The organism is Vibrio sp. STUT-A16 (assembly GCF_026000495.1).
Taxonomy (GTDB): Bacteria; Pseudomonadota; Gammaproteobacteria; order Enterobacterales; family Vibrionaceae; genus Vibrio; species Vibrio diabolicus.
In genome coordinates this window covers 66667-81491 of sequence record NZ_AP026765.1, presented here as the reverse complement: position 1 = coordinate 81491, position 14825 = coordinate 66667, and the positions used below count along the sequence as shown (strand labels likewise).

At 47.4% G+C, this 14825-nt stretch carries 7 protein-coding genes, 3 tRNA genes, 3 rRNA genes and 1 pseudogene; 5 read left to right on the top strand and 9 right to left on the bottom strand.

What is annotated here, in order from left to right; genetic code table 11:
- Nucleotides 1-46: 46 nt before the first annotated feature.
- Nucleotides 47-258 (bottom strand): annotated as a pseudogene (locus OO778_RS00375) (lipoprotein).
- Here OO778_RS00375 and cyaY point away from each other — a divergent pair.
- Nucleotides 238-552, top strand: coding sequence for an iron donor protein CyaY (cyaY, locus tag OO778_RS00370; protein ID WP_012841286.1), 315 nt, complete (start codon nucleotides 238-240; stop codon nucleotides 550-552). The pseudogene OO778_RS00375 and the gene cyaY overlap by 21 nt on opposite strands.
- 69 nt (nucleotides 553-621) lie before the next feature.
- Here the strand turns inward: cyaY and OO778_RS00365 are convergent, their stop codons facing one another.
- Entirely contained in the window at nucleotides 622-3150 is a 2529-nt protein-coding gene (locus OO778_RS00365; RefSeq protein WP_006743006.1) for a class I adenylate cyclase, read from the bottom strand.
- A gap of 346 nt (nucleotides 3151-3496) precedes the next feature.
- On the opposite strand from OO778_RS00365, the gene hemC reads away from it, so the two are divergent.
- From hemC to OO778_RS00345, 4 genes are read left to right on the top strand one after another with little or no spacing between them, the layout of a single operon-like run.
- Nucleotides 3497-4435 (top strand): hydroxymethylbilane synthase, encoded by a 939-nt coding sequence (gene hemC / locus OO778_RS00360; RefSeq protein ID WP_005393847.1) that lies wholly within the window; start codon nucleotides 3497-3499, stop codon nucleotides 4433-4435.
- A gap of 2 nt (nucleotides 4436-4437) precedes the next feature.
- Nucleotides 4438-5166, top strand: coding sequence for a uroporphyrinogen-III synthase (locus OO778_RS00355; RefSeq protein WP_104969952.1), 729 nt, complete (start codon nucleotides 4438-4440; stop codon nucleotides 5164-5166).
- 17 nt (nucleotides 5167-5183) lie between these two features.
- Nucleotides 5184-6395, top strand: coding sequence for a uroporphyrinogen-III C-methyltransferase (locus tag OO778_RS00350; protein ID WP_104969953.1), 1212 nt, complete (start codon nucleotides 5184-5186; stop codon nucleotides 6393-6395).
- Nucleotides 6395-7576, top strand: a complete 1182-nt coding sequence (locus OO778_RS00345; RefSeq protein WP_114324073.1) for a heme biosynthesis HemY N-terminal domain-containing protein — start codon at nucleotides 6395-6397, stop codon at nucleotides 7574-7576. The genes OO778_RS00350 and OO778_RS00345 overlap by 1 nt, the downstream gene beginning before the upstream one ends.
- Before the next feature lie 703 nt (nucleotides 7577-8279).
- Here the strand turns inward: OO778_RS00345 and OO778_RS00340 are convergent.
- From OO778_RS00340 to fre, 7 genes are all read right to left on the bottom strand, one after another.
- Nucleotides 8280-8370, bottom strand: a tRNA-Ser gene (locus OO778_RS00340).
- A 70-nt stretch (nucleotides 8371-8440) separates the two neighbouring features.
- Nucleotides 8441-8557: ribosomal RNA gene (gene rrf, locus OO778_RS00335) — 5S ribosomal RNA — on the bottom strand.
- 93 nt (nucleotides 8558-8650) lie between these two features.
- Nucleotides 8651-11540, bottom strand: a 23S ribosomal RNA gene (locus tag OO778_RS00330).
- A gap of 263 nt (nucleotides 11541-11803) precedes the next feature.
- Nucleotides 11804-11879, bottom strand: a tRNA-Ala gene (locus OO778_RS00325).
- Between the two features lie 45 nt (nucleotides 11880-11924).
- Nucleotides 11925-12001, bottom strand: a tRNA-Ile gene (locus OO778_RS00320).
- 66 nt (nucleotides 12002-12067) lie between these two features.
- Nucleotides 12068-13620 (bottom strand): 16S ribosomal RNA (locus tag OO778_RS00315).
- The 16S, 23S and 5S rRNA genes sit together here with 3 tRNA genes alongside, the layout of an rRNA operon.
- A gap of 486 nt (nucleotides 13621-14106) precedes the next feature.
- A complete protein-coding gene (gene fre / locus OO778_RS00310) occupies nucleotides 14107-14820 on the bottom strand; it encodes an NAD(P)H-flavin reductase (protein ID WP_005398442.1) in 714 nt (237 codons plus the stop codon).
- Between the last annotated feature and the right edge of the window lie 5 nt (nucleotides 14821-14825).

Below are 14825 nucleotides of genomic sequence, written 5' to 3'. Positions count from 1 at the left end.
TTTTATTCGACTGCTGAACCCTAATTTCACCCTAAGGCGCGGTTATTTATTGTGATTGCTCATTCTGTTGAGTGTCATCTGGAATGTATAGTGAGCCAGACTGGCCACATCCCGCTAACGTCGCGGCAACCATCACAAACAACACAGTAACTAATTTTTTCATTTCGCATATCGTGATTATTGAATCAATGCCCCCTATAATCGCACCACACTCAGGAAAAGCAATAGGATAGACGGATGAACGATACTGAATTTCATCAACTGGTGGATGCGCAGATGCAAATCATCGAAGAATCCATCGATGATTCAGGCGCAGACATTGATTACGAAGTCACTGGCAACGTAATGACATTGGAATTTGAAGACCGCAGCCAAATCATCATTAACCGCCAAGAGCCGATGCATGAGATCTGGCTAGCGTCCAAATCTGGTGGTTTCCACTTCAAGCTTATTGAAGATAAATGGACCTGCTCAAAAACGGGCATGGAGCTATTTGAAATGGTGAAGCAAGAGTGTGAAAAGCACGCGGGCGAAGCCATTGATTGGGCATAATGTCCGTCAATCGTCACCAAAACAAAAAGAGCACCGAAGTGCTCTTTTTGTTTATTGATACGGGTTTAATTACGCGTTCACCGCTTTCGTCGGACGATGCGGCGAGCAACCATCATTACGATAAGGGATGATATAAGCATTGCCCTCTTCTGGATGGATAATCTGGTAGTACTGCGGCAGGTTAAAGTTGATAAATTTCGACGCAACACGACTGTCGTCTTTTACTGATGTGTAAAAGCTGTTCACGGACGAAATCATCTCGTCTTTGGAGCCACTAAACTGGTGATACACTTCAACTTGGTTTGACTCATCCAACACATAAATATTGAAGCCATCTTCATTATCTTCAAAGAAGAACTGCACCAGACCTTCACTAGCAAAACCATCCACCGCTTCTGGCATTTGATACTCTTGCTCACGATCGAGCATTAATAGCGGCGAGCCTTTAAGTTTGTTAGTAGAAATGCTGCGATAGAAATCAATGGAGTTTTCTAACTTCTGCACCGACACACCACGACGTTCAAAGAACAGCCCGTAAGTTTGGTTACCAAGGCGCATCGCTTTAAAGCGGCGACGTTTTTCTTGCTCTACTGGCTTCAAGCGTAAGTCGATACATTCCGCTAAAAGCTGGTAGACCATATTACGCATCACACCACGCATGTTCTTCGCATAACAGAACACATCCACCGATTCTGGTGGCAACGCGTCTTGGTGCATTTTGCCCAGAATAGTTTTCAGTGCGTCCAGCATCGCCGTTTCCCCTTTGAAATGCAGCGTACGCACTTCATGCCAGGAGTTACGGTAAACCAAGTCGACACTGCCGACTAAGTTTTTATGTTCCGGACCAAAACTGAAGATATCGGTATTTTTCACATCCACTTTCAGTGAACGGCCCGAAAGCTCTGACGTAGGATCATTTTCAAAGTTGATGAACATCGCTAGCTGGCTGATCTCACATGGGCTCGCTAATGCCTGCATCGTCGGACGGCGCTTACGCAGCGCAAAGGTATTTCGTAAGTCGCTCACCATTTGGTAGAACTTATCGATATCCAGTTGCGCTTCACGCACCACCGCGTGCAAACGAGTCGACTCGGTGATTAAACCATTAAAGAATGCCCAAGAGACTAACTTGCTCAAGTATTCATGATGTTCTAAGTATGGCTGCCCCAAAATGCGGTGCGCGATCAGAGGTTGTTTATAGAGATACCAACCAGACTTGTTCACACCACCATCTTTCACTTCGATGAAGCTTAAATCCGGTTCATGCAAATCAGGGGAAATCTGTGGGTTGAGCAACGTCACTTTGCCCGGCAATACTTCAAAAGCGGCGTAAAGCTTACGAGCCAAAATACTGATGTCTTGCGGGCTGATAGCGGAGGTAATGTCGTTGCGACGCGCAAATTGAATCAAATTACGGTAGCTCTGCATCAACGCATCCAGCAACGCATGATGCACCACTTTTACCTGTTCAACTTTCCAGTTGCGGCGATCATCGAGCTCAGCAACAACGCTGGCATCCCAATCCCATTTTGCAATCATGTCGCTCAGCGCTTCACGGCGCCAAGCCACTGAACCGACATCCGGTTCACGCGACAACTTTTCGTGGGTTTTGAGATAGAAGCAACGGCGCACCAAATCCAAACGAGTGTCATCTTGGATTCGCTCTAAGTAGCGGGTCACTTTTTCCAACATTAAGTAGTACGCATCCATGCCGTAAAGGTCTGGCTCATGGGCAAAGAAACGACGTTTGGTGTCGATGCTTAGCAGTTGCGTATGCGGGTATTCCCACGAATAAGCTTCAAGCAGAATGGCTTTTAATACCGATTTGTAGGGAGAATCGATACTTTTGTATAGCTGCCACAAGTTCGAGCCGAAGTACTCTTCAGCAGGAATGCGGTTCAATTTACCAAAGTCGATCCATTCACTACAGTCGATGTAACCATCACTGCACAATTGAGAAACATACTCGTCGTAACACTCTTCCATTTCTGGCGGCACTATTTGCCATAATAAACGCTGTCCAGCAATACGCACCGCGCTGCGATAGAATTCATCAAGCAAAAGTAAGTGCTGAGATGAGCCACAGTTATCACCCGTCATCTCTTCAGAATGGTTGCTTCTAAAGCGTTCTTCATCCATTAAGAAGAAGTTCGCCTCCACCCCTTGGCTTTGTGCCCAGTCGGTGATCAGCAAGCATTTATTGGTCAGCAATTCTCGCTCGTCACAATCCATATCTGGCGAAATACACACCCAAATATCTAAATCACTAGAAGTACTTTGACCAATTGATGAGGTACTGCCCATGGTGTATAAGCCCAAGATAGCCGGCTTCTCTGCCGTCTTAAGTGGCTGACCAATCGCAAGTTGAATGTCATCAATGAATTGCTGTTGAATGCTATTTAGCGCCAGCCCATGTACACCAAACGGGACATCGGCATCGTAATAGCCAGGAATCACAGGGTGGTTGTAGTTCAACAAGGCAGGAATCAAGTGGAAGACTTGCTGGCTTTGCGAATCCATAAGCGCCAGCGCGCGATCAACTCGCTGCTGATTCAAATTATCTAGTCGCTGAATGATTTTTTGGGTGTAAGCCTGCAAGGGGAATTCCTTGGTTGAACAATCACGAAAATCTGCTGACGTTTTAAACCAAAACGGCCTAAAAACGTGATCAATTTAACACTTTTATTGGTGCGGGTAAAGTTTCACGCCCACGCACCACTCAGGATGCAAAACCATACTTTAGTCACAAAATTAATCGCGCGGTAGTGTCGCTCTTATTACCTATTACTAATAATAGTCCTTAGTCTAATTGAGAATCCAGTCACACTATTTTCATAACGTCATGTAATTCCATTCATAGCTCTCAGAGATAACGAACTAACAGTAAGCATTTCTTGATGAGAATGGTAGGATAAACCCAAATCCAAACAGCATTGAGAAGATCATGACACAATCCACACCTATTCGCATTGCAACTCGAAAAAGCCCTCTTGCTTTATGGCAAGCTTACTTTGTCAAAGACGCCCTTCAAGCCGCTCACCCTGGTTTGGAAGTCGAGTTAGTAACCATGGTGACCAAAGGTGACGTGATTTTAGATACACCGCTAGCAAAAGTTGGCGGCAAAGGCTTATTCGTAAAAGAGCTTGAAGTCGCAATGCTAGAAGGCCGTGCAGACCTTGCCGTTCACTCAATGAAGGACGTGCCCGTCGATTTCCCGGAAGGTCTTGGTCTCGTGACCATTTGTGAACGTGAAGACCCTCGTGATGCTTTCGTCTCCAATACCTATAGCAACATTGATGAACTCCCTCAAGGTGCAGTGGTTGGTACTTGCAGTTTGCGCCGTCAATGCCAACTGAAAGAATATCGTCCAGATATCATCATTAAAGAGCTTCGCGGTAATGTGGGCACTCGCCTTGGTAAACTAGATGCGGGTGAATACGATGCGATCATTCTTGCTGCGGCTGGCCTTAAACGATTGAAACTTGAAGAACGCATTCGTAGCTTTATCGAGCCAGAGCAATCATTACCTGCGGTAGGCCAAGGTGCTGTCGGTATTGAGTGCCGCCTTGACGATGAAAGGCTGCTTAAGCTACTTGAGCCGCTTAACCACCAAGACACCGTAGACCGCGTTTTGTGTGAGCGCGCAATGAACCTGACGCTAGAAGGCGGCTGTCAGGTACCTATCGGCAGCTATGCCCTGCTAGATGGCGATAACATTTGGCTACGCGCATTAGTTGGCGAACCAGATGGCAGCGAAATTGTTCGTGGTGAAATCCGTGGCCATCGTAAAGACGGCGAAACGTTAGGAGTGCAGTTAGCCAATGAACTACTGGATAACGGCGCTCGTGAAATCCTAACTAAGCTGTACGCAGATCACGAATAATCATGGCAGTGTTGGTCACTCGGCCGGGAGAGCAAGGCAGCGCGCTTTGCTCTCTGCTCGAAAGGCACGGCATTTCCGCATATCACCATCCTCTGATCGACATTGTCGCCGATCTCACGGACACGCACCTCTCTAAACACCTGCATCAAGCTCAAATTGTTATCGCTGTTAGTCGACATGCCGTGCAATGTGCACAGCAAATCTTAGCCAGCAACGAGAAATCATGGCCGAAACAAGCCATTTACCTTGCCGTTGGTCAAAAAACAGCACACTATTTAAGCAAATGTACCCAACAGAAAGTACACTATCCCCAAGTCAGTGATAGTGAACATTTATTGCGACTGCCAGAGCTCAACAATGTGGCACAACAACAGGTTCTTATCCTTCGTGGGAACGGTGGAAGAGAGCTGATCAAAGATGCATTGGTGAGACGTGGCGCAAAAGTTCACTATAGTGAGACTTACAAGAGAGAATTCATCCCATTCGATCCAGTAAGCTGTGTCTCACTATGGAAAACCCTACAAATTGACCAGATCATCGTCACCAGTGGTGAGCAACTGGATTATTTGTGCAGCCAATTGACGTCAGAGCAATTGACTTGGCTTAATCAACAAGAGTTGTATATCCCCAGTCAGCGTATCGCTGACATCGCACTTCAAAGGGGGTTCACTCGGGTGAGATGCACGGGAAGCGCATCCAACCAAGAATTACTGGCGGCTCTCCAGCCCTAGCTACACAGGATATAGGCATGACAAGTAAAAATAACGACCAAAAAAATAACGATAAAAACCTTTCCGAAGAAACCTCATCGGCACCGCTAGCCGAAAAAAGCACATCGCAGCAGGATGCGGCCCCTAAAAAAGAACAGCCAAAAGTGGCCGAGCACCCAAAAACAACCGAGCCAGCCAAAGTCGAATTTGAAGAAAAACAAGGCAAGCGCGGAGTTAAACTAGGCACAGTCGCTATCATCTTATCGATTATTTTTGGCGGTGGCCTCGCATACAAGCTACATCAGCAGCAAGCCGATTACCAAGCGCAGATCGCCCAACTAAAAAGTCAGCTAGAAAGCACTCAAGCTTCCATGAAGCAAGAGCTCAGCCGGGTACAAGAAGAAACCATCGAGAAAGCAACGACCGTGACACACAAAGCGGAAGTGGTACTTGGACAGCAACAGAAGAGCATTGAAAGCTTACAGCTCGCCGTTGCCGATGTGAAAGGTCGTCGACCAAACGACTGGCTACTTGCTGAAGCCGATTACCTCGTCAAATTAGCAGGTCGTAAACTGTTCTTAGAGCATGACGTAGAAAGCGCCACTCAACTAATGGAAAGTGCTGATCAACGCATTGCAGCACTGAATGACCCTAGCCTCGTCAAACTACGCAAAGCAATGGCGAACGATATCACCAAACTTCGTACTATCCCGCTGATTGACCGTGATGGATTGGTACTACGCTTAACTGCTCTGCAACAGCAAGTAGACAAGCTACCTCTCGCCAATGCACTACTCCCAGAAGCAGAAGCCGTAGAGAACACTGAAGTGTCAGAAGATATTGCAAACTGGCAAGATAACTTAATGACATCTCTGAAAGACTTTTCAGAAAACTTCATTACCTTCCGCACGCGCGATGGTAACGTCATTCCACTGCTTTCTCCTGAGCAACACTTTTACCTAAAAGAAAACATCAAAGCCAAATTGGAGACCGCAATAAAAGCGGTGTACCAAGAGCAAGGTGAAATTTACACCACGTCTCTAAAAACGGCCGACAAATGGGCATTAGCTTTCTTCAACCAAGACGATAATTCCGTTAAAGAGTTCAACAAAACTGTTAACCAGTTAAGCCAGCAAAACATTCAAGTGGAATACCCAACGAAACTGCAAAGTCAGTCTCAACTATCAGATGTCATCCGTGAGCGCCTACGTCGCGAAGTCACAACGATGACAGGTATGGAGGATAAGTAATGTTTCGTCTTATTTTCCTATTTGTTGTACTAGGTGCAGGACTATTTGTTGGCACTCAATTTTCTGGTCAGCAAGGCTATGTACTCATCTCCATCGCTGAGAAAACGATCGAGATGAGCGTAACGACATTGGTCGTATTCGTTATCGCAGCACTCGCAGGTCTTTTTCTACTTGAGTACCTAATTAAAAAGCTAGTTTACGCAAGTTCTACAACATGGAACTACTTCAGCGTGCGCAAAATGCGCCATTCCCGTCGATACACCAATGAAGGCATTATTAAACTCCTTGAAGGAGACTGGAAAGGTGCCGAGAAGAAAGTAACTCGCTGGGCAAATCATCACGATATGCCGCTGCTTTGCTACTTGGTTGCGTCTGAAGCCGCACAAGGCCAAGGTGATAAAGCGAAACGAGATCACTACCTAGAGCTAGCAAGCCAGCAAGAGAATGCTCATCTCGCAGTAGAGCTGACTCGAGCGAAACAATTTATCCGCGACAACGAGTTCGAGGCTGCTTTCGATACTTTGCAATCGTTAAAAGGTCAGTATGCGAGTAATTCGATTGTATTGAACTTGCTGAAAACAACGTACATGCAGCTAAAATTGTGGCAACCTCTTATTGACCTCTTGCCACAATTAACCAAAGCAAAACTCATCACGGATGAAGAACATGCAGAGCTGATTCAAAAGGCGCAGTGCGGCTTACTCCATGAAGTAGCGCAACAACAGGGTAGCGAAGGGCTTATCTCTCATTGGAATGGCCTTGCACGCAAAGTAAAACAAGACACACACCTAGTCGCCTGTTTTGCTCGTGAGTTGATAGCCCGGAAAGCAGATGCTGAAGCCTTTACTGTGCTAAAAGAAGCATTGAAAAAACAACCGGCTCCTGAGCTTTATCAACTACTGCCAGATCTAAACCTGCCAGATATCCACCCTGTCGTGGTTTTCTTAGAGGGAGTAGTAAAGAAAGAGCCAGATAACGCCGCTGCGCATAGCGCATTAGCGCACTTCTATTTCCGTCAAGAGAAGTGGCAAGAAGCCCAAGACCACTTCGAGATCGCCTTAAAGCTTCGCTCTGACGTCTCTGATTATGCATTCCTAGCAGATACACTAGAGAAGCAGAATCTAACTAAAGCCGCTCACGAAGTCTCTCGTAAAGCTCTCACGCTAGTTCAGAACGACTAATTAGCAGTCATCTAACCAAGCCGGCAGTTTACTGTCGGCTTTTTTATTGCCTGTCACTCATCAACACTACACAAACCTGCAATATCCACTAGAGCTAATGCCCTGTAATCGCCTAAACTTCTTTGGGAAGCCCCAGCAAAGCTTCTTTAGTTCGTTCCCAGAAGCACTCCATTAAGCTCACTAAAATCTTCTAAAAAATAGCTTACTCACTTTCTTCAAAATCTAAGCTTCTAGGAAGGAGCTCTACTAACAAAATGCAGATAACTTGGAATAGTGCAGGAAGCAAAAATAGGTACATAAGCTCCGATACTCTCCATTCTCTTCAATGAAGGACTGTCCTATACAATGCTTAGAGCGTATTTATTGTACCAACTAGGGCAAGATAGCGAATAGCCATTAGGTAACACTAAGATCGCTAACGCACGTAACATAGAGTAAAGACAAGTCTCTTGTTAACAGAAACACTTCACCCTTAGAGGTAGGAATGCCAATACTCAGACTTGATGGTTCTCGTTAGAAGATAAAGTTATGAACTTCTGTCGCAGCACAACCCGTGGATAGCGAGAACGCGCTTAAAGCAAGGCTTCTCAAGTGACATAGTGCAGGGATACGTTCGACTAAGGGATTAAGTCCAGTCCCTAACAAATTTCCAAGCGTCAGAAATGAAGAAAGCCTCGCTAGAAATAGCGAGGCTTCTGAATAGTGGCGGAGAGATAGGGATTTGAACCCTAGATACGCTATTAACGTATGCCGGTTTTCAAGACCGGTGCTTTCAACCACTCAGCCATCTCTCCACAAATTGTCATCAACAGATTAGTACACTGATGATGTTGTTACTTGTCTATGCAAATTACGATATTTAAAGCCTGGCGATGTCCTACTCTCACATGGGGAAGCCCCACACTACCATCGGCGCTATTTCGTTTCACTTCTGAGTTCGGCATGGAAGTCAGGTGGGTCCAAAACGCTATGGTCGCCAAGCAAATTCTTTAATTCGGAAAGCTGTTTCTTAATTCTCGTTCTTACACATTCAATGTTCTTTCATTGAGTCCATCAAAACCCCTTGGGTGTTGTATGGTTAAGCCTCACGGGCAATTAGTACAGGTTAGCTCAACGCCTCACAACGCTTACACACCCTGCCTATCAACGTCGTAGTCTACGACAACCCTTTAGGATACTTAAAGTATCAGGGAGAACTCATCTCAAGGCTCGCTTCCCGCTTAGATGCTTTCAGCGGTTATCGATCCCGAACTTAGCTACCGGGCAATGCGTCTGGCGACACAACCCGAACACCAGAGGTTCGTCCACTCCGGTCCTCTCGTACTAGGAGCAGCCCCTTTCAATTCTCCAACGCCCACGGCAGATAGGGACCGAACTGTCTCACGACGTTCTAAACCCAGCTCGCGTACCACTTTAAATGGCGAACAGCCATACCCTTGGGACCGACTTCAGCCCCAGGATGTGATGAGCCGACATCGAGGTGCCAAACACCGCCGTCGATATGAACTCTTGGGCGGTATCAGCCTGTTATCCCCGGAGTACCTTTTATCCGTTGAGCGATGGCCCTTCCATTCAGAACCACCGGATCACTATGACCTGCTTTCGCACCTGCTCGAATTGTCATTCTCGCAGTCAAGCGGGCTTATGCCATTGCACTAACCTCACGATGTCCAACCGTGATTAGCCCACCTTCGTGCTCCTCCGTTACGCTTTGGGAGGAGACCGCCCCAGTCAAACTACCCACCAGGCACTGTCCGCAACCCCGATGAGGGGTCGACGTTAGAACATCAACACTACAAGGGTGGTATTTCAAGGACGGCTCCACGCAATCTAGCGACTGCGCTTCAAAGCCTCCCACCTATCCTACACATGTAGGGTCAATGTTCAGTGCCAAGCTGTAGTAAAGGTTCACGGGGTCTTTCCGTCTAGCCGCGGGTACACTGCATCTTCACAGCGATTTCAATTTCACTGAGTCTCGGGTGGAGACAGCGTGGCCATCATTACGCCATTCGTGCAGGTCGGAACTTACCCGACAAGGAATTTCGCTACCTTAGGACCGTTATAGTTACGGCCGCCGTTTACCGGGGCTTCGATCAAGAGCTTCGACCGAAGTCTAACCCCATCAATTAACCTTCCGGCACCGGGCAGGCGTCACACCGTATACGTCATCTTGCGATTTTGCACAGTGCTGTGTTTTTAATAAACAGTTGCAGCCACCTGGTATCTGCGACTCTCAATAGCTCCATCCGCGAGGGACTTCACCGTCGAGAGCGTACCTTCTCCCGAAGTTACGGTACCATTTTGCCTAGTTCCTTCACCCGAGTTCTCTCAAGCGCCTTGGTATTCTCTACCCGACCACCTGTGTCGGTTTGGGGTACGATTCCTTACAATCTGAAGCTTAGAGGCTTTTCCTGGAAGCATGGCATCAATGACTTCACATCCGTAGATGCTCGACGTCGTGTCTCAGCCTTAAAGAGAGCCGGATTTACCTAACTCTCAAGCCTACGCACTTGAACCTGGACAACCGTCGCCAGGCCCACCTAGCCTTCTCCGTCCCCCCATCGCAATTGTAAGAAGTACGGGAATATTAACCCGTTTCCCATCGACTACGCCTTTCGGCCTCGCCTTAGGGGTCGACTTACCCTGCCCCGATTAACGTTGGACAGGAACCCTTGGTCTTCCGGCGAGGAGGTTTTTCACCCCCTTTATCGTTACTCATGTCAGCATTCGCACTTCTGATACGTCCAGCATGCGTTACCACACACCTTCAACCGCTTACAGAACGCTCCCCTACCCAATACTCAAAGAGTATTGCCGCAGCTTCGGTTTACTACTTAGCCCCGTTACATCTTCCGCGCAGGCCGACTCGACCAGTGAGCTATTACGCTTTCTTTAAATGATGGCTGCTTCTAAGCCAACATCCTGGCTGTCTGAGCCTTCCCACATCGTTTCCCACTTAGTAGTAATTTGGGACCTTAGCTGGCGGTCTGGGTTGTTTCCCTCTCCACGACGGACGTTAGCACCCGCCGTGTGTCTCCCGGATAGTACTTACTGGTATTCGGAGTTTGCAAAGGGTTGGTAAGTCGGGATGACCCCCTAGCCTTAACAGTGCTCTACCCCCAGTAGTATTCGTCCGAGGCGCTACCTAAATAGCTTTCGGGGAGAACCAGCTATCTCCAGGTTTGATTGGCCTTTCACCCCTAGCCACAAGTCATCCGCTAATTTTTCAACATTAGTCGGTTCGGTCCTCCAGTTGATGTTACTCAACCTTCAACCTGCCCATGGCTAGATCACCTGGTTTCGGGTCTATATCCAGAGACTGAACGCCCAGTTAAGACTCGGTTTCCCTACGGCTCCCCTAGATGGTTAACCTTGCCACTGAATATAAGTCGCTGACCCATTATACAAAAGGTACGCAGTCACAGGACAAAGCCTGCTCCTACTGCTTGTACGTACACGGTTTCAGGTTCTATTTCACTCCCCTCACAGGGGTTCTTTTCGCCTTTCCCTCACGGTACTGGTTCACTATCGGTCAGTCAGTAGTATTTAGCCTTGGAGGATGGTCCCCCCATATTCAGACAGGATATCACGTGTCCCGCCCTACTCGATTTCACTGAATATGCGTCGTCAGTTACGGGGCTATCACCCTGTATCGCCAAGCTTTCCAGCTTGTTCACCTAACGCCTATAAAGCTTAAGGGCTAGTCCAATTTCGCTCGCCGCTACTTTCGGAATCTCGGTTGATTTCTTTTCCTCGGGGTACTTAGATGTTTCAGTTCCCCCGGTTCGCCTCGTTATGCTATGTATTCACATAACGATACTTACTTATGTAAGTGGGTTTCCCCATTCGGAAATCCCAGACTCAAGTGGTTTTTACTACCTAATCTGGGCTTATCGCAAGTTAATACGTCCTTCATCGCCTCTGACTGCCAAGGCATCCACCGTGTACGCTTAGTCACTTAACCATACAACCCGAAGGAGTTTCGAGTTGATGAACAAGTCACCAAAGTTGTCTCTCATTATTTGAATGAGCGAGAGACATTCGATTTTGCCGGACTCAAATTCCAAGAACACTTGAATGTGTTTTTAGTTGTATTCCTAATGGAATACTTTGAGAACTTTACAAACAACAATAAATTGTTGTTTTGTCAGCTTTCCAAATTGTTAAAGAGCTAGATTTTCTGATGAAAACCATTTTTAAAGATTCTTTTTCAAGAACACTTAAAGATGGTGGAGCTATGCGGGATCGAACCGCAGACCTCCTGCGTGCAAGGCAGGCGCTCTCCCAGCTGAGCTATAGCCCCATCAAGGTGTGTCGATACTGTATGCCAATTCCTTGGGAAGGAAATTGGTGGGTCTGAGTGGACTCGAACCACCGACCTCTCGCTTATCAGGCGAACGCTCTAACCACCTGAGCTACAGACCCAGTATCGTCTCTTTACTTTATAAACCGTATCAATCTGTGTGAACACTCATCGCAATAATCATCGTTTAAGGAGGTGATCCAGCGCCAGGTTCCCCTAGCGCTACCTTGTTACGACTTCACCCCAGTCATGAACCACAAAGTGGTAAGCGTCCCCCCGAAGGTTAAACTACCTACTTCTTTTGCAGCCCACTCCCATGGTGTGACGGGCGGTGTGTACAAGGCCCGGGAACGTATTCACCGTGGCATTCTGATCCACGATTACTAGCGATTCCGACTTCATGGAGTCGAGTTGCAGACTCCAATCCGGACTACGACGCACTTTTTGGGATTCGCTCACTTTCGCAAGTTGGCCGCCCTCTGTATGCGCCATTGTAGCACGTGTGTAGCCCTACTCGTAAGGGCCATGATGACTTGACGTCGTCCCCACCTTCCTCCGGTTTATCACCGGCAGTCTCCCTGGAGTTCCCGACATTACTCGCTGGCAAACAAGGATAAGGGTTGCGCTCGTTGCGGGACTTAACCCAACATTTCACAACACGAGCTGACGACAGCCATGCAGCACCTGTCTCAGAGTTCCCGAAGGCACCAATCCATCTCTGGAAAGTTCTCTGGATGTCAAGAGTAGGTAAGGTTCTTCGCGTTGCATCGAATTAAACCACATGCTCCACCGCTTGTGCGGGCCCCCGTCAATTCATTTGAGTTTTAATCTTGCGACCGTACTCCCCAGGCGGTCTACTTAACGCGTTAGCTCCGAAAGCCACGGCTCAAGGCCACAACCTCCAAGTAGACATCGTTTACGGCGTGGACTACCAGGGTATCTAATCCTGTTTGCTCCCCACGCTTTCGCATCTGAGTGTCAGTATCTGTCCAGGGGGCCGCCTTCGCCACCGGTATTCCTTCAGATCTCTACGCATTTCACCGCTACACCTGAAATTCTACCCCCCTCTACAGTACTCTAGTCTGCCAGTTTCAAATGCTATTCCGAGGTTGAGCCCCGGGCTTTCACATCTGACTTAACAAACCACCTGCATGCGCTTTACGCCCAGTAATTCCGATTAACGCTCGCACCCTCCGTATTACCGCGGCTGCTGGCACGGAGTTAGCCGGTGCTTCTTCTGTCGCTAACGTCAAACAACGCCGCTATTAACGACGCCGCCTTCCTCACGACTGAAAGTACTTTACAACCCGAAGGCCTTCTTCATACACGCGGCATGGCTGCATCAGGCTTGCGCCCATTGTGCAATATTCCCCACTGCTGCCTCCCGTAGGAGTCTGGACCGTGTCTCAGTTCCAGTGTGGCTGATCATCCTCTCAGACCAGCTAGGGATCGTCGCCTTGGTGAGCCCTTACCTCACCAACTAGCTAATCCCACCTAGGCATATCCTGACGCGAGAGGCCCGAAGGTCCCCCTCTTTGGCCCGTAGGCATCATGCGGTATTAGCCATCGTTTCCAATGGTTATCCCCCACATCAGGGCAATTTCCTAGGCATTACTCACCCGTCCGCCGCTCGACGCCGTTATCGTTCCCCGAAGGTTCAGATAACTCGTTTCCGCTCGACTTGCATGTGTTAGGCCTGCCGCCAGCGTTCAATCTGAGCCATGATCAAACTCTTCAATTTAAGATTTTGTTCGGCTCAATGAATACTGAACATTACATAAAGTAATGTTTGAATTGACTGTGCTGAATCCGAAGATTCAATGGTCACTTCGTTTCATTGAAACCTAATTTGAAACCCCTCTTTATTAAGAGAAATTTCTAATTGGATTATCATCAACGAGTGCCCACACAGATTGATAGGTCTATATTGTTAAAGAGCTTGCTTTGCGAGAAGTTTTTCTCTCAAAGCGGAGGTGCATTCTAGCGATTTAATTGACAGTGTCAAACACTTTTTCAATTTTATTTTCGTAGAAGCTTTTTACCTCTCCGACTCTGCTGAAGCCTTATCGCGTCTGCCGTGTCGGTGGATGCGCATTATAGGGAACTCAGATCCGTTCGCAACCCTTTTTTGGAAAAAAATGGAAAAAACTGACTGTTCGATGACTATTTCATCAAAAAAGCAAAAAAGAGGGTAAAAAACCCTCTTTTTCAGCCTCAAAAGTCGTATTTAAATGAATGCGTACGCGTCTGCGAACATACGTTCGCTCTTCGCTTTCTTGTTCTGAGTGAACTGTTCACGTGCTGCTCCAGCCATTTCGAAACGACCTGCAATATAGATATCGTAGTTTTCTAAGCTTTCGAAATCTTCACTCACCGCTTGTAGCACGTTACCAACCTTACCTTGCCAATCAGCAGGTGCTTCTTCTACTACTGGAACAAAGTGAACGTTAGTAAACTTATCGGCGATCTCGACCAGTTCTTCTTTTGCATAAAGTTGGCAGTTATCGCGCGCACCCCAATATAGATAGATAGGGTTGGTTTTATTCTGCGCGACGCAGTGATCCAGAATCGAGCGCACGTAACTAAAACCTGTACCACCAGCAATTAATAATAGTGGACGTTCACTTTCTTCTTGAACCCAAGCATCACCATGCGGGGCATCAATTTCAATCTGACCATCAGTTTCAAGCGCCGCTTGCATTGCTTCGACAACTTCTTGAGCGTAAGCGTTGTGTTCCGCCGCACCGATATGCAGTTCAAGTTCACCTTCATGACGGCAAGGGCTGCTCGCGATAGAGAAAGGACGTTTGTCTTTTTCACCCATCACTACCATTAGGTACTGACCCGCTTTAAAAGGCACTGGTGATTCTGGGTGAAGAAGGATTTGGTAAGTATTACAAGCTAACGGCTGAATAGACTTTACTTTACATTGGATGGTCATGGTGT